Raw genomic sequence first — 20,878 nt, forward strand, 5'->3', positions numbered from 1 at the left:
AACATAGAATGGTATAGAAATAATATAATATATATTATAGAGTTATTGAGTTTGAAAGGATGGTTAAAGTTAGATGAATGCAACTAAAACTTATGCTTCAAAAATAAAAAAAACAGGTCCAGTATATGCTTTAGAGTATGTAAAGAGAAATGCTAATATTAAGGATATAAATAGAACAGTAGACCAACTATTTAATCATCCGCTATCTAGGGAAGCGTTGTTTCATAAAGCATTTCCGATAAATTTTAATAATATGAATAGCAAACTAAATTATTATTATAGTCTAGATAGTTACGATTTAGATGACTTAAGAAAAGATCTATTATGGTATTCAAGGGTGTTCTCGAAAATTCATCAAAAAATTAATGATGTATTAGATTATAAAAATAAAATTTTTGAGGCGTTATTTCATGGTGAAAATCAAAGAGGTTTAGAATTACTAGGAGAATTAGAAAGAAAGTACGGAATAAATTTGTGGGTTATAGAAACTAAACTAAAAGTTTATCAAGAATTTTATGGGCTTGATAAACAAAAAGAGTACAGTTTGGAAATTTTGGAAAATAATAATGTTCCAGATTTATATAAGCTTATGGTAAGGCACCTAAGTGTTAAAGCAGAGGGGACTGTTACTCCGGCTAAATACGAAAATGATTTATATAAAACAATAGTTGAGGTATCTAAAGGGGATTTAAAATCTGTTTTAGCAATATACTTATCGAATAAATTATGTTTCAATTACGTTGAATCCCAAAATGCAGGAGTATTATTGGCATTAGATTCTAAAATGCCAATGATGGATAGATATGATTCGTTTATCAAAGTATTATTAAATTATTTGAAAAACGAAGAAATTGATGAAGAACTTATTAGTAGTGTTTATAAAAATATAAAAAATATTAATGATTCAGATTTGAAAAATCTATTGCTCCCATATTTAAAGGATAGTCAATTAAAGGATTATCAACCAGATTTAATGGCTATAGAGATAATTGATAGCTATACTATTGGGAACTATGATAAAACGATTGTTTTATGTGAGGAGTTATTAAAAAAACGTCCTTGGTGTGTTGATTTTTATGAAGTATATGCAAAGTCGCTTGTATATATGAAAAAAGATCATGAGCGGCAATATACAGGCTTATTAGATAAAATTATTGTAGTATTTTGTGCTTTATATAAACAAGAAAAAAATGAAATCGGTTATTTAGATGATATCATAAAAATATCATACGACTATTCTTTAAACGTTTGGGCATGGAAATTAATTGCTATGGCTTTCCAAACAAAACTAGATTTACAAGAAATTAAAGAATATGCTCGCATACCAGAGGGATTTAAATTTTATTGGTTGGTGAAACCTCAAATATTTAATGGAATATTTCCTAAGAATAAGTTAGAAAAAATTTTAAACTGTAGGTTTGGGAAAGTGGATAGTTCAACAAATGATTTGCATCATGCTTTTTTATCTAACAATATAGAAAAAATAAATGCCCTAAATATCTCTAATGAAAGAAAAAACAAATATGCAGCAGCTATTTATCAACAAATTGGAAATTATAATGAGGCATTAAGATGCTATGAAAATATTCATTTAGATAACACTAGATTATCTAAATTTGAAATATTAGTTGAAAAAATAAAGATTTACAAGTGTTTAAAGGAATACGAAAAATCTATTGAAGTGATTATAGATAATTTTATTGAAGGTTTTAATCTAATTGATGATGTTGATTTGAAAGGGATTTTGGATGAGTTAGAAAAAATAGAAAAAAACAACAGTGATATAAATTACCCTATAGTTTATGAGTTATTTACAAGATATGTAGGTTCGGGGAAAGAAGAGCTACGGAGTGATATATTAGAAGATTTTTTAAATAGTTATGATGTTGATTTAGTATCAGAGTTACAAGAAATAAACTTTAACATATTTGACAAAGAAAAGTTAATATATTTTTTAAAAGAAGTGTGTGTTATTGATGTTCTTTCAAAGTTATGGAATATTGGGACAGAACATGAAGCTGAAGAAGAAAGAATAGCTATATGTAATTTATTAGCCGAGATAGATTCTGATAATGTTGAAGTATATAATGAAGAGATTAAAGAAATTACTAGAGTTAAACGAATAAAAACTGTTAAAAGGGAAATTGAAACAAGTAAGATTTATGTGGATGAAAATGGATTGAAAAATTTATTGAAAAGAAGCTTGAAAGAAACTTATGCTAGGTTTAAGAACTTTAAATATAAAGAAGTTGGGCTATTAGATGGGGTTTATCGCTTTGAAATGAACAACTACACAATATCCATACCTAAAGATGAAAAAAGAGATATATTTGGAGGTATGGTTAGGGAAATAAGGGACCATTTTGTTTTCAGTAAAGAATATGGTTTAGACGGGTATTTAAGTGTAGGTATTCGACATGGAACTTTAGTTGGACAACTAAGGGGAGCTATAGAGAGCTCAAAATTAATTACAATTAAAGATTCTATAACAAATCAATATATAACTAATGATTATTGGATGGAAATAGTTAATCCTATAGATAATATAAATAAAGAAAAACTAATAGTAGCATTAAATTCTTTCTCTGAAAGTTTCGATACTATTGTGGGAAGTTTGAAAGAAGAAAAAGTTCAAATTACTACAGAATCAAATTATGTACCGAATTCACATTTTGAATATTCTATTAATCAAAGAGTTATACATAGCTTATATCTTTCTTTAAACTCAAATGATAGCATGAATGGAATGAGTTTAGAAGAATTTATTGATCAAATAATAAATTATCTGTGGGCTAGAACGGAAATGAATTTAGAGTTCATAAAATATTATATATCTAATAACTTTTTAGACAGTATAAATAGTTATTTTGATAAGTTGTTATTCGATATTGAATGCATAAAGGGAAAAGGGGGTTTAACAGATTTAAAACGTAAAATTATTGAAACAAAAACAAATATGGCTCATGAAATTAATCATGTTTCCAATTGGTTTAATAGAAGTGAAGGCCTTAATGTGAAAGAATTTGAGATAGATTTAGCTTATGAAATAGGCTTAGAAGTTGCATATAAAATTAATACAAGTAAAAGTATAAAATTTGAAGTGGAGAATTTATTGTCAAAACCTATACACGGTAAAAAATTGAGAGGTTTTGTGGATATATTTGTTATCATATTTGATAATGTTTTCAAAAGAAGTGGAATATCAAAGGACATTCCTGTTAGTTTACGAGTTATTAAAGAGGGGAAACATTTAGTATTAGAGTGTAAAAATAAAATTTCCTTTAAAACTGAGTCTTTAGAAAAGCGGTTAATTAATATCGAAAAAAATAAAAAGGTAATCAGTGATTCAGATTTTGGATTAGTTAGCACAGAGGGTGGATCAGGATTGTTAAAAATATTAAAGATTTTGAAAATCGATTTAGGATATGATGATAGCAGTATGGACTATTGTATTGTCAAAGATGAATTTATCCTTACTATAGAAATGAAAATTTAGGAGGGATTTTATTGAATATCTTGATTATTGAGGATGATCCGAATAAAGCAAAGCAATTGAATGAATTTTTTTCTAATATTTCAGGATTTGAATCGATTACTATTAAAAGATCCTATAAAACGGGACTTAAAGAAATTTTGGGAAACGAATATCATTTTCTTGTTTTAGATATGAGTATGCCTACCTTTGATATTTCAACAGAAGCAGGCGGAGGTAAAGTAATGCACTTTGGAGGAAAGGAAATATTAAGGCAATTAAAAAGAAAAAAAGTTAGTATACCAACGGTAGTTGTTACTCAATTTGAATCTTTTGGAGAAGAAAAGAAAATGACTCTAGATAAATTAAAAGAGGAACTTAAACAAGAATTTTCGGATAACTATATAAAAACAATTTATTATAATCCAGCAGGTATTGAATGGAAACATGAGTTGCAGGGTGTAGTTGATAATTTTGGGGTGAAATAATTGCTCAAAGTACTAGTAATTGATGATGATGGAAATAAGACAGGAACGATTAGGACGGAGCTTACAAAGTTTCAATTTTTGAATAATAGTGATATTACAACAGTTCAATGTTCAGAGGATGGTATAAAAACTTTAAGAAAATTTCAATTTGATGTTATTATTTTAGATATTAATTTACCGTATAGGTTTGGGGAGATACCAGATCCAGAAGGTGGATTGAAATTGTTGCAAAGAGCGATGGGGAACAGGAGAAAATATAAACTCCCAAAAGAAGTTATTGGTTTAACAGAGCATGATACAAGTATGCAATTAGTGGAAGAGTATTTTGAAAATAACTTATTCTCATTAATAAAATTTGATAGAACAAGTCTAAAATGGGTTGAGCAAATTAAAAATAAATTTTCCTATATAAAAAGTTTGAAAGAGAGCCCTCAATCAGATAGTTATATATTTGATGTAGGATTTGTATGTGCATTATCATCTCCGGAATTAAGTGAAGTGCTAAAACTTGAAGCTAACTGGGTTAAACAAATTTTTGAAACTGACAATTTGATTTATTATATTGGGAGAATATTAGTAGAGGATCAATATTTAAGGGTAGTAGCAGTAGCAGCTAATCAAATGGGATTATCGGCTGCTGCAGTAACTACTATGAAAATGATAAACTTATTTAGACCGAATGTAATGATTATGCCAGGTATTATGGGTGGTGTTAAATCTGAAGTGAGTATAGGTGATGTAGTAATTTCTGATCCAAGTTGGGATTATGGAGATGGGAAATATGTTGTTGAGGGCGGAGAAGTAATATTTAAACAAAGTCCTTTACAAATTAGATTGGATAAAACTTTGGAGCAGGAAGTAAATATATTAAGAAGTGATAAAGATTTAATAATGGAGCTGTATACTAGTTTTAGTGAACAAAAACCAAGTAATCCTTTTATCGTTCATATTGGACCGGTTGCTAGTGGAGCAGCTGTTGTTGCAGCATCTAGTAAAATAAAAGCTATTAAACAACAGCAACGTAAGCTTTTAGGGATAGACATGGAGATTTACGGATTTATGTATGCCGTAGAGAATACATATGGTATTAAACCTATAGGGATAGGGATTAAAGGTGTTAGTGATTTATCTGATGAAGAAAAGAATAGTGATTATGCACAATATGCTGCTAGAAATAGCGTAATGATTTCATATGAGTTAATAAAAAATTTTTTTGAGTAATAATTAATATTATAGAAGTACTGTATAAAAATATATGAGTTTTAGACTGTTTAACTGATAAGTTTTTACTGTACTAAAAAAAGGAGTTTGCAAATTATGATAGAAAGCTTTTTAGCCCTTGAGCCAAAGGATAAATTCACCTCCCTTGGGATAATATTTACAGCTATAATTGGAATAGTAACTCTGTTTTTTTCTATATTGAATAATCAGAGAAACATATACTCTAGCACTGTATTAAAAGAGAGATTAGATTCTTTAAATAACCTTAAGAAAAATACAGCAAGTTTTACATCCTTGATTTTAGTAAGTGTAAATGAAAATGCTTTAAAGAGTAATTATAAAGAATTAAAGTATTTAAGTAGTCTTATAGAGTATCAATTTAACGCTCATAAGAGGGAAGAGCTAAATGTTGTAAATAAACTTAGATATTTATTAAGGCTAATTCAACTTAGGACAGAAGAAAAGGATATTGTGGAGATGGAGAGCTTTATTAAAAAATATGATTTGGATTTTTTTAGGAAGTTGCATTTTGAGTATTATAATGTGCACACTTTAACTCGACTAATAGATCGAAATATTTATGAGAAAACCGAAGAGATTGAAATTCTATTAAAAAATCATATTAAATCGGAGTGGGAAAAAATTAAAGATAAACAAAAAATTTTAAGATATAAATAAATGTTTCTTTTTAATCTGGAGTCCTTGTGATGAAATCTGAAAATAGTCTTAATTTTGATTGACATATTTATAAATAGGATATGTTTTCGTATCCCTTTTAGTGACAGCTCTGTTAGGTTGATGAGCATGTGACGGTATCTCTATTAGGAAATATTCAAAAATACATCTTTACTAAAATAATTTAAGTGTAAAAGCTACAATATTGCAGTCTTTTATTTACAACACTATATTACATATTGGTAATATAGTGTTGTAAAGATTTTTATTAGGAACAGGTGACGGAATGGTTAAAAGACAACATTATGTACCAAGGTTTTATCTTAACTATTTTGGAAATAGTGGAAAGATGAATTATTTTGATAAAGTTATAGATAAAGATTTGTCTAATATGACAGTTGAAAATGTTGCGCTTCAAAAATACTTTTACAATTTTTCTGATGAGTTTTTTTGATAAACACTTTCTAGAAGAGTATTTTGCCGAATTTGAAGGTGAATTTGCAAAATGCTAAAAATAATTGCAGAGAAAATAAGTAATCAACCTGATCTGCTAAATTCTAGTTTAAATGAAATGTTAGATGAAGAAGACAGAGTGAATTTAGTGATGTTTATATTTTTACAAAGTATTAGAATTCCTGATTTCAGAGATTTAAGTGGTAATTTCATGAAGATGCTCGCTAAATTTAAACCTGAATTTTCTAAGTTTGAATTAGATGATAATGAGCAACTTTTGGTACACTTAGCTTCGGGAATATTGGAGAGGGTGGATTCATATCTTTTAAGTGATAATTTCCAATGATTCCTTGGGGTTGTAGGAGATTCTGAAGAAATGAAATCCTCAATGGTGGTTACTGATGAATTGTTTATTTCGGATAATCCAGTCATAGTGATTGACCATGTTGATATTAAAAGAATGCAGGTATACAAGGAATTTTGTTTACCACTATCGCCGAAACATTTGCTGGTTATTAGAGGGGGAAACTATCCTTTTGAAAATCCAGAAAACACTATTTTTGAACTTGGTATGAGTGAAATGAAATTTTATAATCAATATCAGATGCGTTTCTCGACAAGGATAGTAATTTACCAAAATGAAGATAACGCAAAAAAACCATGAATTTTACAAACACAATCCGAGATCGTTTGCGTATAATAGTGATTCTATCTGTGTAAGTCAACATAAATTAAAGTAAATATGGTAGATTAAAATACAGTTATGCGTTTTGAAAAAGTTGCATCGCATTTTCTTTACACAATTAGGGGTTACCATACATCCCCATCAACTTAAGAGATTTTAATATCCTTCAATAAAAAAATTCGTTATTCTTTCTAAATAAGTTAGATTAGAAAAAATAACGGATTTTTTGCTTTAGAGGTAATGAGCAAAGAATAAAGCTGAATGTCAAACAAATAAACTAATGAGGTGAAAATATTATGTCATTAAATAGTATGTTGACGGGTTCAAAAAAAAATGAAAAAAAATTTCAGGCTATCATAAAAGAAGTAACACCTAATCGAAATGATTTCCAGACATTGTCTGGTAATACAGCTTTTTCTGATGGATACGATATGTTGGTACCATACACCCTAGAAAATAGCTATAACGCAAAGATAGTGGGGACAGCGTTTGATTATATTGCTAGATTAATGATTGCAAGAATAGTTATTAACAACCGCGAAGATTTCTTTACGGAATTAGCAGCAGAAAAAGGATTAAACGAAATGAAGAGGTTTCTGGGAGAAGATAATGACATTACAGTTAAATTAGAAAAAATTCACAAAAAGGCAATCAATTTAATGAGGGATTTTGTAGTTAATGGGAATGATTTTCAAACGATAATAAAAGTATCATGCTTTTTAGCTAATTTAGAATGTGTTTACCGTAATCATAGGCCACCAGTAAATATACGTAAAAGTTTATTTTCCCCTCCGAGCGATGATATAGCGAGGGAATTAGAAGCGATGTGTAAAGTATTTGAGGAGAAATTTCTTGTTCCTGAAATTGTTCATGAAGAAAGCAAAGTTGTGTACAATCCTAATTTTGGACTTGCTTCTTTAATGGTTAATGGTGCAGATGGCGATGTAATAATTGACGGGGTCTTATACGACTTCAAAACAGGGAGATCGTTCGTATATTCGTCGGAAAATGCAGCTCAACTAATCGGTTACTATCTTTTGAATGAGATTTCATTAGTTGCTGAACATTTCGACTATAGAGGTAGTTATTTTGATATTGAGAAAGTAGCACTATATAAAGCACGATACGGTGAAACAGAATACTTTGATTTAAAGAACATCGACGTGAAAAAGATAGTGGAAATAACAAGGGAATTGATTCTTCATTTTGGAGAGAATTCTTCTAGCATTCGTTCATTAAATCCTTTTGTACCAATGTTTTTAAAAGAATACAAATCAATTGATGAAAGAATTAAAGATTAAAGTTGGATACCTAACTGTGGTTCAATCGGGATCCGTGTAAAAAGTATTCATAAGCTATATTTTATTTCTATTTGAAGCCATGCATATAACGAAAAAGGGGTAGCTTGTTTTATTGGACAACTAACTCTGTCCAAAGGCAGGAAGAATTTATTCATAAATTGTTTAGCTTTGCTACATTAGATAGAAACGAAGAGGAAATGGTTACTCTATGTTTCTATCTAATATTTTTGCAAAAGAAGCGAATCACGCCTAATTATAAATAATTAATAAAGAATATATATAATTTTTAAAAACTAATAAATATATAATATATGTAACAAAAATTTATATTTTAAGCTTTAGGATGTGAAAAACTAAATAAAAGTCTGTACCTCTGAAACAGGATGAGGATCTCCTGTTCTTCTATTTGTTGGAGCTAAGTTTTGCCCAACATTCTTTCTATGTTGTAAAATGTTTATCAACTTTACTGGAGCAGCAGCGTACATACTCAGAAATTTGGGTGAAAATGGCGTTAAATGTAAACTATAACTTACTGGGGAAATTAGGTTGTAATCTCCGTTTCGAACTAAACCAATAGAAAACGCTTTATTTATCACCTCTAGTGGATCTTTATAATTTTGTTTTTTCATAATCCTGTTAATTAATTTATCTTTTATTTCATTTTCCCATGAATCAATAGAGGGATATGGCGTTATTGTATTAGTTTCATTTTCGACGCTCATTAGAACGAAATCGGTTAATACATCACCTTCTATGAAAGCCTTTATTTGCCATACGCTCCAATTCTTCCAAGTGTATGCTGAATTTTGTTTCAAATAAACTTTGCGCATACTTTCTATTTGTTTAGGTGTACCATTTGTACGATGGTTGCGATTAAATACTGGATTAAACCTTTGGATTAAATCCAATTCTATTAGTTTTCTCTCATGAGTATCTTCTGTCTTTAATTCATATAGTTCTACCTTGTGTGTGTATGAAAAAGCGTCATCCTCATACAATGCAGAGGTATCACTATTTCCAGCAAGATGTGTATTAACTCTTTTTGCTAAATTTGTCGCTTCTCCAACATATATGATTTCATCATTTACATCTCTAAAAACATAGACTCCACTTTTGGTGATATACTGTAATATTTTTCTTTCCCATATATATAGATCAGTCCGTTTATACTCTACTTTTTTTGTCCAAAAACTCATGTTTTGTCCTCTCCTTCTCTAAGCGATAAAGTTAATAATTATTTTTAGCAACAATAATAATTATAAACTCAAATTTATAATTATAGAAGTAAACATAAAGCAATTCTAGAATATACAATGAAAGTTGATTTTGGAGTTGTTTTTTGTTAACTTCACTTTTATCGTCACGCTTCATCTAGACGATAAACCTGTTAACCACGGTAAGACTTTATTAATTTCATCTTTATTGTTTAAATCGATATTGGGGATTGTTTCAAATAAATAAAGAAGATAATGATAGAGGATTAAATTGTTCTCTTTTGCGGTTTAAAAATTTTATGGTTATTTGTGTTCATGTTCACTGAAGCCTTCCCGGCGGTTTTGGTGCAAAATAAAAAGAATAAAGCGCATATATTCTTAACAGAATCACATCTTATGTTGCAAGTCCAAACAATTGATGAATGAATTCTTTCTGATTTTGGGCAGACTGGTTCCGTAAATCAATTTGTTTTTATAATCATATGCATTGCTTCTACTCCAGAAAGAATGTCAGTAGTTGTGTCGAAGCATTTGAACCATAGTATAGAACGGGTTCATTTATTTATAAAGCGATGATCTTGTTCTACTATTTTATTCAAGTACTTTTGTTGTCTAAGTTGCATACTATCGGGCATGTTTTTTTCTTTTTTAACTGTTCAATTGTTATAGGATAAGCCACGTTCCTATAGCATTTCCACTAAGTCATGAAAACTGAGGTTGTAGGTAACATCGTACCGTTAACAAAATAATATCCGTCTGATAACGCTTCTATTCGAACGAGCTTTCTTTTCCATACTATTCACGCACTTTTTTAGAGTCATACCATCTGTATATCTAATATTAGGAATTAATTGCAAGAGTTTTTGGGTTTTTGAACCAGAACCAAATTGACAAATATCATAGTTTACTAGTTTTCCAGAAAAAGTTTTTTGGGGAAGATTTTTATTATAAAAAACCCTAATTCGATAAAATACATAAAGGCTCGCGTAAAATGATAAAGTAACAGAACTAACTAATATCTAGTCTTGTTAAACTAATAGGTAGCTTTACTGCAATTAGAGCCGTCGAAAGACGTTTTATTATTTTAGTTTTGATCCAAACTTAAAGTTCGAAAATGTCCAAAATTTTATCCTTTTTTTCTGATGAAATGGTCCGATGTTACTATGCTTTTTGTCTAATTATAAAAAAACGTAATTCACATTACAAAAGGTTATTTACCAAAGGCTGATAGAGTTTATACAAAAATACTACTTACCATAAGGGAGGTAGATTGACAAAGGAGCCAGAATTATACTACACAAAGCAAGGCGTCGCGTATGCACGAGTATGTGTTGCGGTGAATAGAGGTTTTCGAAATAGTTTAGGTGAGCAACAAGTAGATTTTATTAATTGTGTCGTTTGGAGAAAATCGGCTGAGAATGTAACTGAATATTGCAAGAAGGGGTCTCTTGTTGGAATTACTGGACGTATTCATACGAGGAATTACGAGGATAATCAAGGAAAGAGAATATATATAACGGAAGTTGTGATTGATAATATTACATTTTTGGAGAAAATACGGGAGGGGGCATCAAAAAAAGATGGGACTTGGGGGAATTAGGTGGAAAGATAAAGTATGATGATGGAAAGAAATCAGCAAGATAGAGCATCCGAGTAGGTTTCAAGGGGTGGAACATGTTACAATACACCTAAGAACACGCAATAAAGGAGAGTTTTTTACGTGAAGATTAAAGCAATTGAACCGACGCCAAGTCCAAATACAATGAAGGTTATTTTGAATGAAGTATTACCATCAGGAGCGCGTAATAATTATACAAATGAAAATAAAGAACAAGCACCAATGCAAGTGCAAGAAATTTTGAAAATTGAAGGCATTAAAGGTGTATATCATGTAGCCGACTTTTTAGCAGTGGAGCGAAATGCGAAGTTTGACTGGAAAGTTTTATTACAACAAGTTCGTGCTGTTTTCGGCGAAGAGGTAGTAGAAGAAAGTGAAGAACAACAACTTGCTCATTTTGGGGAAGTGAAAGTGTTTGTTCAAATGTTCTTTACAATTCCAATGCAAGTAAAGTTAACAGATGGAACATCGGAAGAACGTGTTGGTTTACCAGATCGTTTTAAAGAATCAATTATGAAAGTTCAAATGTCTGCGCCAAACGTTGTAAAAGAACGTAAATGGGTGGAACAAAGTACACGTTACGGTAACTTTGAAGAAATCGGGAAAGAAGTAGTAGAAGAGATTGTTGCTGCGTATTCAGAAGAACGTGTAAATGAAACAGTTAAAGAATTATTAAATCAGGCAGGTGCTGTTGAAGTAACGATTCAAAAGCGTGAGCCATATAAAGTAACAGAAGAGATGATGAAAGATGCTGACTGGAAAAATCGCTTTGCAGCATTAGAGCAAATGGATCCTACGGAAGAAGATATTTCAGTGCTGAAGATGGCATTAGATGATGAAAAAGTTTCAATCCGCCGTTTAGCAACAGCGTATTTAGGTATGGTAAAAGGTGATGGAGTATTGCCGTTATTATATAAAGCGTTATTAGATCGTTCAGTAAGTGTTCGCCGTACAGCGGGCGATTGCTTATCAGACGTAGGTGATCCAGCAGCGATGTTCGTTATGATTAAATCTCTGAAAGATTCAAGTAAATTAGTACGCTGGCGTGCAGCGATGTTCTTATTTGAACTTGGAGATGAAAGTGCGATTCCTGCATTAAAAGCAGCGCAAGATGATCCAGAGTTTGAAGTAGCGATGCAAGCGCGTCTAGCATTAGAGCGTATTGAAGGCGGAGAAGAAGCAAAAGGCTCTGTATGGAAACAAATGACGGAGTCTCGTAAAGGGGAATAGTGTATGATTGTTTTCTATGATAGTTGGTGTCCGATGTGTACGGCGGTTGCAGAACGTACGAAAAAGTTAGATAAAAAGGGTAAGATGAAATTTGTTTCATTTCGAGATGAAGATGTAGTTGAGAAGTATGGACTCTCTCAAGAACTACAAAGTAAGATGGAACAAAGATTGTATATTTTAAAAAATAATAAGTGGTATGACGGAATTCATAGCATACATGTATTAGCAAAGGCTGTTCCATCTTATTGGTTTGCCGTTCCTTTTATAAAACTATCTATCGTACTCGGATTCGGAAGTAAAGTATACGATTATATCGCTAACAATAGAAAACTTGTCCCAGTTGGACATTGCCGCGGTGGGGTTTGTGAAATCCCTTCAAAAAAATGAAATCATCGTAATCTTTCTTTTGCACCTAGTAATAGAGCGTGATATGATGAATTTGGAATGAAAGTTGAAGGAGAGATTACAAGATGTCAAATGCTTATGAAGAATACATGCGCCAAATGGTAGTCCCAATGCGTCAAGAATTAGTGCGTTTTGGGTTTGAAGAGTTAACTACAGAAGAAGCTGTAACAGAATTTATGGAAAACACGGCAGGTACAACTTTAGTAGTTGTAAACTCAGTTTGTGGTTGTGCAGCTGGTTTAGCACGTCCATCAGCAGGTCAAGCAGTTGTCCGTGCTGAAAAACAACCTGATCATCTTGTAACTGTATTCGCAGGTCAAGATAAAGATGCTACTGCAAAAATGCGTGAATACTTCGGAGAAATTCCTCCATCTTCACCATCTATGGCATTGTTAAAAGGAAAAGAAGTTGTTCACTTCATTCACCGTCATGAAATTGAAGGTGCAACTATGGACGAAATTATTACGAACTTAGAACAAGCTTTCGAAAAGAATTGCTAAAGAAGGGGGAGAGTAAATCTCCCTCTTTTCTTTATATAGAGGTGAAAAAATGATCGTAACAACAGCAGGAAGAACAAACAAAGAAATGACAGATTATGCAAATAAGGTAGCAGCAGAATTAAATGCTTCTTTCGTTAAACGTAATGACATACCAGTACATAAGCTGCATGAGCAGTATGAACAAGATGTGCTTGTCGTAGGAAAGAACCGCTTAGCTATTTATCCAAAAGGTACGGAAGAATCGTTTTTCTTTCATCCGAACTCAGCGATGTTTCGTGTGAAAAGGTTAATGCGCGGAGAACACGACCCATTTGTACAAGCTGCTAAATTAGAGAGCGGAATGACAGTGTTAGATTGTACGCTCGGTATGGCATCAGATAGTATTGTAGCTAGTTATATTGTTGGTGAAAATGGAAAAGTAACAGGACTTGAAGGCAATGAGTATATGGCTTATATTATGGAAAATGGTTTGAAAACATGGTCTTCATCCGTTTCTGAAATTGATGAAGCAATGCAACGAATAGATGTAAAGCAAACTGAGCATTACGCATTTTTAAAACAATGTGAAGATAATAGCTATGACATCGTTTATCTCGATCCGATGTTTGAAGAAACTGTCATAGAATCTGACGGAATTAAAGGATTAAAACACTTCGCTTTGTATCATGATATTACTGATGAAACAATTGCGGAGGCGAAGCGAGTGGCGAGAAAGCGTGTCGTATTAAAAGATCATTTCCGTAGTTCTAGATTTGAAAAACATAATTTTTACGTATACAAAAGAAAAAGTGCTAAGTTTCACTTTGGTGTAATTGACCCTTGCTAATTGTTTGAAAAGATGTATAATAAGCAATAATTAATTAAATATACTGTCTGTGATGAAGAGAGTAGTCTTTTTTAGAAGGAAAGCGAGCTAGGGATGGTGTAAGCCTAGTACGGAAGAAAAAGATGAAGCGCACTTCGGAGATGCTTCTTGAACGAATAGTAGAGTAAGCCGAGGCCCCCTGTCCTCGTTATAAACGGGAAAGTGGTTCGTAATGAACAACAAGGGTGGTACCACGGGTTCAAACTCGTCTCTTTTTTAGAGACGAGTTTTTTGTGTTTTAAAAAATAAGGAGGTTGTATCATGGATTATAAAATGCAGTTTGCGGAAAGTTTATCTAATATTTTCACGAATGAATTAACGCAAAAACAAATTTTAGATTTAATTGAAACACCGAAACAAGATGAATTTGGAGATGCAGCGTTCCCATGCTTTTCATTAGCGAAGCAATATAAAAAAGCACCAGCTCTTATCGCAAAGGAAGTTGCTGAGAAATTAAATGATCCGTTTTTTACGAAAGTAGAAGCCGTTGGTCCTTATGTAAATGTCTTTTTTAATCGTGAAACGGTAAGTGATGATGTATTAAAAACGGTTTTAGCGGAGAAAGAAGAGTACGGTCAAAATCACTTTGGTTGTGAAAAAACGGTAGTTATCGATTATTCCTCTCCTAATATTGCAAAACCTTTTTCGATGGGGCATTTACGTTCTACAATGATTGGAAATTCACTGAAACATATCGCTGAAAAATGTGGTTATGAAGTTGTAGGAATTAATTATATTGGAGACTGGGGAACACAGTTTGGAAAGTTAATTACGGCTTATAAAAAATGGGGAAATGAAGCAGTAGTGAAAGAGGATCCAATACGTGAATTATTTAAGTTATATGTTCAATTTCATGAAGAGGTAAAAGACGACGAAGAATTAGAAGAAGAAGGACGCGCTTGGTTTAAGAAATTAGAAGAAGGTGATGAAGAAGCAGTTGAGCTTTGGAATTGGTTCCGTCACGAATCTTTAAAAGAATTTTCTCGTATTTATGAACTTCTCGGTGTTGAATTTACTAATTTTCAAGGGGAAGCTTTTTATAATAACTTAATGGAAGATTTTATTGGGATTTTAGAGGAGCATGATTTGCTTGAAGAGTCAGAAGGTGCATTAGTCGTTAATTTAGAAGAAGAGGGAATGCCGCCTTGCTTAATTAGAAAATCAGATGGTGCGACGATTTACGCAACGCGTGACTTAACGGCAGCGTTATATCGTCAAACCACATATGCGTTTGATAAAGCGTTATATGTGGTTGGACCGGAACAAAGTCTACACTTCAATCAATTTTTCACGGTATTAAAAAAGCTTGGCTACAATTGGGTTGACGGCATGGAACATGTACCGTTTGGGTTTATTTTAAAAGATGGTAAGAAAATGTCGACACGTAAAGGAAGAGTTATTTTACTTGAAGAAGTACTTGAGGAAGCAATTGACCTTGCAAAACAAAATATTGAAGAGAAAAATCCAAACTTAAAACAGAAAGAAGAAGTAGCGAAGCAAGTCGGTGTTGGCGCAGTTATCTTCCACGATTTAAAAAACGAGCGTATGCATAATATCGAATTCTCATTAGAAAACATGCTGAAATTTGAAGGTGAAACAGGTCCATATGTACAGTACACACATGCACGTGCGTGCTCTATTTTAAGAAGAGAAAGTGTAGAATTTGAAACGTGTACGTTTGCATTAAAAGATGATCATAGCTGGAGCGTCGTAAAATTACTGAATAAATTCCCACAAGTAATTGAAGCAGCCTTCAACAAAAATGAGCCATCAATCATTTCGAAATACGTATTAGATGTAGCACAATCGTTCAATAAATATTACGGAAATGTTCGTATATTAGAAGAGAGCGAAGAGAAAGACAGCAGACTGGCATTAGTGTATGCTGTGACAGTTGTATTAAAAGAGGGATTACGTTTACTTGGGGTGGATGCTCCTGAGGAGATGTAAAATAAATAGGGATACGTATCATAGTTGATATGTATCCTTATTTATTTTTATAAAAAATGTGAAAGCAGAAGTTTTATTAAGTTTAAACTTTTCTAGACTTGCTTCAGGTGTAGGAATGTCCTTATTAAATGGAGAATTGTAATTTCAGCTTCCAAAAGATAAGATCCTCATGTAACGTTATTCCATTTAATCAAACAAAATACAGAGAAAAACAATCATTTTTACTATATTTTGTTATAAATTCGAATAATATTAAATAATACTATCCGTTATAGGAGATTTTAGTTGAATACCTACAATATGATGTGTAAAATCTAAGCAAGTAGCAGTGCAAAAAATTATTCGAGGTGAATACATGCTAGATTTTAAGCAGTTAGATGCTTGTTTGAAAGACAAGAGATTTATAGATGGATTACAGGAAATAAATAATGAAATTTCATATATAAAAGAAAAGAATACTTTATCTTATTTGAAGAGTTGGCTTGCTAATATTCCTTCACATAAGGAGTTTGATATATTAATACGTCTTACTGATGAAGGGCTTATGCACCAATACAGTTCATTCCTCATTCGCTACGCCTACAAAAAATTCCCAAATATGAGAACGCTCTCTTTATATTGTGAAGAGTTAATTGATGAGCGGAAAATACTTGAAGTAGAACAGTTGTTAAAAGATTCATTAGAAGAGGTAAATAAAGAAGAGATAGAAGTTGATCTTTTAGCGAAAACATATTTTACGTTAGTACGATGTTTGTTAGAAATGAAACGAAATGAAGAAGCGCTTATTTATATGCAAAAGGCAGAGGAGTACAGTGCACGTGCCGTATTTGATAAATGGGGTTACGTCTATATGCATACAGGTGAATGGGAGAAAGCAGAAGAACAATTTATAGCTGGCATGCAGCATAAAGATTGTGAAGAGTTATCTACTTATTTATTAGCACAGTTATATGCAAATAAAGGGGAACAAAAACGTGCATTACAGCTAATTGATGATGCAATTGTAAAGTTCCCGCAAGTACCATATTTTCATTTTGAAAAGGTGAAATATTTATTAGATTTAGGGAAGTATGAAGAAGTGTTAGACGTAATAGATAACATAAATAATCAGCTTCCTTATCATGCGTATAAAACTTACTTCGTGCATTTACGTGCAGAAGCGCTTTACAAAATGAATAAACTTGTAGATTTACAACAGTTATTAAAAGAAGAAACAAGTTTAAAAGAGTCTTTATATCATAATTTAGAAAAAAATCCAGATGGCCAAAAGGTTCACTTACCGATAGTTCCCATTGTACAAAAGGATAATTATTGTGTGCCGACAAGTTTAGAAATGATGTTGCAGTTATGGGGAGAAAAACGTACACAAGATGAAATAGCAGAGTTCATTTTTGATATGACGGGCTCGAAGTTTTCAGATACTGTTTCTTATTTAGAAGATTTAGGTTATGCATATCGTTATTTTAAAGGAAATGTGGAAACTTATAAGAAATTACTCGGCGAAGGAGTTGCCGTTTTATTAAGTATTGATATTGAGCATGCTTCACATGTGCAAGTGTTAGCTGGGTATGATGATAGGTTACAAGCTTTTTATGTTCAAGATCCAAACTTTATCGAACCAGTCATTGTGGAGTATAGTAAGTTACAAGAAAAATATCGTTATACAGGGTGTTTAGCGATTACGTTTGTTCCGCAAGAAAAGAAGGGACAATTATCATTTTTAAATGAGGAAGAACATCATTATTTTAAATCCATTTTTTCTTTAACGGATCATTTAGATGAACAAGATAATGAGGGGATTCATAAGTTAGTACAATTTTTAAAAGAGACGAGTGATAATCCGAATACGTGGTTGTATACGGTTAAGCACTTAGATGTTGAAGTAGATAACGAGTTTATTATATCTTGTATTGAAAAGTTAATGGAGAAGTTTCCAAACTCAGATTTTGTTAAATTACATGGTGCACAGTGCTTTATTCGCCTTGAAGAGTTAGAAAAAGCGGGGCACATGCTTGCGAGTGTTGAGAAGAAAAATAATCGTGCTTTATATCATTTAATAAACGGAAGGTATGCTTTTGAGCAGGAAAGTTATATAGAAGCGATTTCAAGTTTTCGTTCCTCGTTACAATTAGACGCAGATCAGCCGATTGCTTGGAGTTTTCTCGCTTTATCGTATATGTATATCGATCAGTCTGAAAAGGCGTTACAGTTTTCTCAAGTTGCCTTGGAACGTAGTCCAGAACGATTCACTTTAACGAATCACGGGTTAATATTAATAGATTTAGAAAGATATGAAGAAGCGTATGAAATCTTTAATGATTTGTTAAAAGAATATAAAAATGAAGCACATGTATGGTATGAGCGAGCGAGATGTGCGCATCATTTAGGGAAATTATATTTAGCGATAAAAGGGCTTAAAATAGCAATTCATTTGGATAGTAATGCACCATACATTTATACGAAACTTGCGGAAATATACGAATCTGATTTGAAGGATGAAGAAAGTACGAAAGAAGTTTTATTAAAAGGTATTGAGAATTGTGACGATAAGGCACCTCTATACGTAAAGCTCGGTGATTATCATTTCCAAAATGATAGTCTGGAAGAAGCAGAAACATTGTATGCTCGTGCTTTGGAAGAAAATCATGATGATGTATACTCGCACTTCGGACTTACACAAGTTTATATGGCAAGAGAACAATATAAAGAAGCAAAAGAATATATTCTCAGTATCGAAAAACAAATTGAAAAGAGTCAAGATTTCCTTATGAACGCAGGGATGGTTTTATGGGATGCAGAGGTCGAACTTGGTGGAAGTGAAGAAGGATTTAAAGTAGCGTTGTCTAAGTTAGAGAGTGGTATAAAGCAGAGCGAATATAATGTAGCAAGTGCGTTAGATGAATATGTGAATCGAATTAAAGGAACAGTATTTGTACAACGAGGTATAGCATTCTTAAGAACGTTACAGAAAGAAAGAAATGAAGTAAGTGAATACGGCTGTTATACAGGTATTTTATATGAATCGATTGGACAGTACGGCCAAGCGATGAAAAGATATAATAAGGCGATAGAACAAAAGGAAACGGCATTACCGTATTACCGAATTGGTGAAACACTTATGCTATTAGGGCAATTGACGGAAGCAAAACAAGCGTATGAAAGATGTTTAGAGCTTGATGGGAATTTCGTAGGTGTACATTTACAGCTTGCGGAAATATACGAAAAAGAAGAAAATCGTTCTAAAGAACAAAGTCATATGGTTCAGGCGATGAAAGAAGAGCCATTGCATATTAATATGGAATATTTGGCACAGCTTTCAGTAGAAATGAATCTACAGAAAGAATTGCTAACTAAGCTAGAACAATTAGCAGACGAAGTACCTGAAATATGGAGATTAGATGCGGTTGCATATGTGTATGGAGCGATGGATGAAATAGATAAAGAACAAGAACAGATTGAATACGCACTACAATTAGATGGTGAGCATACAGAAGTTCTATATCATTATGCAAAAGTACTAGTGAAAAATAGAAATGCAAAAGCAATTGAAATTGCGATGAAAGTGATACAAAAAGATGCAAATAATGAACGTATATTTGATGTATATGTAAAAGCGATAGAACAACATAAGAAATGGTCTAATATACGAGATTTTCTTCATACACTAAAAGTGAAAAAGGCAGAAAGAAGTATGGCATTTATGTATGCTGCATCTGCGGTTACAGAAAGATGGATTGAACGTCAACAAAATGATCAGCCGAAGAAATCCATAATTACGAGAGCTTTTTATCGCATGAAAAACCGTGCGAAAGAAATTTCGATTATTACTACAATCATTGATTTATATGAAATTTCGTTAAAGTTAAATCAAAAAAATAGTTTGGCAGCGCAGCGATTTGCACTATTTTACGAGAATGTGACGATGAACAACGAGGCAATAGATGTATTGCAAACATCGTTAGAAAATAAATGGGATTACGATGTAGCGAAGCAGCTTGTAAATGTTTTCATAGGGTGTGAGGAAGAAGATATGTTACGGGATGCTTCAGAGTTAACGAAGCAAATGGTTCGAGAATTACCAGATGATTATGATACTCTTCTTTTACAAGCACAAGTATTGTTTAAAGCAGGGGAAGAAAGAAAAGCAGAAAAGATTACCTTACAATTAACGGAGCAAACACCGTTTGTAAATAGAGCGTTTCTTGCTTTAGGAGAAATATATCAAAGTCAAGAACGGTTTGAAGAGGCAATTCATGTATTAGAAAATGCTTCTATACATCATCCAAATGAAACAGCGATTCTTCTTTCTTTAGCATCTGCATATCATGGTGCCGGTCAAACACTAAAGGCAGAGAAAATAGCGAATGAAGTATTAAAAATTGATGCGAATGATCTGTTAGCGAGATACGATCGTGCTTGTTATTTAGCACAGTTAAACAGAAAGGAAGAGGCGAAGGAAGAACTTGAAATTGTACTTCGTGAGGATGAGTCGGGATTTTTCGCTGAACTTATCGAGGATGATGAAAATTTAGCAGCATTGCGAGAATTTGAAAAGTAATTGTATAAGAATAGGGAAAAAGGGTATAAATAAAATATATTTCGAATTAGTTGACAATTCGTTGCCAAATGGCATAAAATAGCTTTTAACAAAGTATACAAATCTGAAGACGAGAAAGAGTAAAATAGTGTACTGTTCCCCAGAGAGCCGGTATGTTGCTGAAAGCCGGCGTGCAGACGTTATTTGAAAATCATCTCCGAGGAGCCGAGGCTGAAAGTGAGTAAGCCCGGACGGATGTCTACC

The 20,878-nt window shown here is 32.3% G+C and carries 16 protein-coding genes, 1 pseudogene and 2 other annotated features (1 of these 19 only partly in view); of the genes and pseudogenes, 15 read left to right on the forward strand and 2 right to left on the reverse strand.

Features of this window, described 5'->3' with window-relative positions:
* The first annotated feature begins 73 nt into the window (after positions 1 to 73).
* The 8 genes from VF726_RS05165 (at position 74) to VF726_RS05200 (ending at position 8,295) form a co-directional block, all read left to right on the forward strand.
* Entirely contained in the window at positions 74 to 3,496 is a 3,423-nt protein-coding gene (locus VF726_RS05165; protein WP_440166371.1) for a hypothetical protein, read from the forward strand.
* Positions 3,497 to 3,507: 11 nt separating this feature from the next.
* Positions 3,508 to 3,960 (forward strand): response regulator, encoded by a 453-nt coding sequence (locus VF726_RS05170; RefSeq protein WP_440166373.1) that lies wholly within the window; start codon positions 3,508 to 3,510, stop codon positions 3,958 to 3,960.
* Positions 3,961 to 5,181: a phosphorylase family protein gene (locus tag VF726_RS05175; RefSeq protein ID WP_440166375.1), complete on the forward strand. Its 1,221-nt coding sequence runs from the start codon at positions 3,961 to 3,963 to the stop codon at positions 5,179 to 5,181.
* Between the two features lie 96 nt (positions 5,182 to 5,277).
* Positions 5,278 to 5,859, forward strand: a complete 582-nt coding sequence (locus VF726_RS05180) for a hypothetical protein (RefSeq protein ID WP_440166377.1) — start codon at positions 5,278 to 5,280, stop codon at positions 5,857 to 5,859.
* Positions 5,860 to 6,205: 346 nt separating this feature from the next.
* Entirely contained in the window at positions 6,206 to 6,310 is a 105-nt protein-coding gene (locus tag VF726_RS05185; protein WP_440166718.1) for a hypothetical protein, read from the forward strand.
* A gap of 51 nt (positions 6,311 to 6,361) precedes the next feature.
* A complete protein-coding gene (locus VF726_RS05190) occupies positions 6,362 to 6,655 on the forward strand; it encodes a hypothetical protein (protein ID WP_440166379.1) in 294 nt (97 codons plus the stop codon).
* 30 nt (positions 6,656 to 6,685) lie between these two features.
* Entirely contained in the window at positions 6,686 to 6,973 is a 288-nt protein-coding gene (locus tag VF726_RS05195; protein ID WP_440166381.1) for a DUF4238 domain-containing protein, read from the forward strand.
* Positions 6,974 to 7,290: 317 nt separating this feature from the next.
* Entirely contained in the window at positions 7,291 to 8,295 is a 1,005-nt protein-coding gene (locus VF726_RS05200; protein WP_440166382.1) for a hypothetical protein, read from the forward strand.
* 353 nt (positions 8,296 to 8,648) lie between these two features.
* Here the strand turns inward: VF726_RS05200 and VF726_RS05205 are convergent, their stop codons facing one another.
* Positions 8,649 to 9,491 (reverse strand): nucleotide excision repair endonuclease, encoded by an 843-nt coding sequence (locus VF726_RS05205; protein WP_440166384.1) that lies wholly within the window; start codon positions 9,489 to 9,491, stop codon positions 8,649 to 8,651.
* A 412-nt stretch (positions 9,492 to 9,903) separates the two neighbouring features.
* Positions 9,904 to 10,194: pseudogene (locus tag VF726_RS05210) on the reverse strand (DDE-type integrase/transposase/recombinase); the annotation flags it as partial.
* Positions 10,195 to 10,779: 585 nt separating this feature from the next.
* Here VF726_RS05210 and VF726_RS05215 point away from each other — a divergent pair.
* The 7 genes from VF726_RS05215 (at position 10,780) to VF726_RS05245 (ending at position 20,635) form a co-directional block, all read left to right on the forward strand.
* A complete protein-coding gene (locus VF726_RS05215; protein WP_440166386.1) occupies positions 10,780 to 11,109 on the forward strand; it encodes a single-stranded DNA-binding protein in 330 nt (109 codons plus the stop codon).
* Between the two features lie 120 nt (positions 11,110 to 11,229).
* Entirely contained in the window at positions 11,230 to 12,357 is a 1,128-nt protein-coding gene (locus tag VF726_RS05220; RefSeq protein ID WP_440166388.1) for a conserved virulence factor C family protein, read from the forward strand.
* 3 nt (positions 12,358 to 12,360) lie between these two features.
* Positions 12,361 to 12,744 (forward strand): thiol-disulfide oxidoreductase DCC family protein, encoded by a 384-nt coding sequence (locus VF726_RS05225; RefSeq protein ID WP_440166390.1) that lies wholly within the window; start codon positions 12,361 to 12,363, stop codon positions 12,742 to 12,744.
* Positions 12,745 to 12,827: 83 nt separating this feature from the next.
* The gene (locus VF726_RS05230; RefSeq protein WP_440166392.1) at positions 12,828 to 13,262 is read left to right on the forward strand and encodes a BrxA/BrxB family bacilliredoxin; all 435 of its coding nucleotides are present in this window, start codon (positions 12,828 to 12,830) and stop codon (positions 13,260 to 13,262) included.
* Between the two features lie 49 nt (positions 13,263 to 13,311).
* Positions 13,312 to 14,088: a class I SAM-dependent methyltransferase gene (locus VF726_RS05235; RefSeq protein ID WP_440166394.1), complete on the forward strand. Its 777-nt coding sequence runs from the start codon at positions 13,312 to 13,314 to the stop codon at positions 14,086 to 14,088.
* 40 nt (positions 14,089 to 14,128) lie between these two features.
* Positions 14,129 to 14,343 (forward strand) — a binding site (T-box leader).
* 45 nt (positions 14,344 to 14,388) lie between these two features.
* Positions 14,389 to 16,077 carry an arginine--tRNA ligase gene (argS, locus tag VF726_RS05240; RefSeq protein ID WP_440166397.1) on the forward strand — a complete coding sequence of 563 codons (1,689 nt, stop codon included), beginning with the start codon at positions 14,389 to 14,391 and terminating at the stop codon, positions 16,075 to 16,077.
* 355 nt (positions 16,078 to 16,432) lie between these two features.
* Positions 16,433 to 20,635 (forward strand): tetratricopeptide repeat protein, encoded by a 4,203-nt coding sequence (locus VF726_RS05245; RefSeq protein ID WP_440166399.1) that lies wholly within the window; start codon positions 16,433 to 16,435, stop codon positions 20,633 to 20,635.
* Between the two features lie 97 nt (positions 20,636 to 20,732).
* Positions 20,733 to 20,878, forward strand: a binding site (T-box leader); it runs 94 nt beyond the window's last position.

The organism is Bacillus sp. Brlt_9 (assembly GCF_051948935.1).
Classification (GTDB): Bacteria; Bacillota; Bacilli; order Bacillales; family Bacillaceae_G; genus Bacillus_A.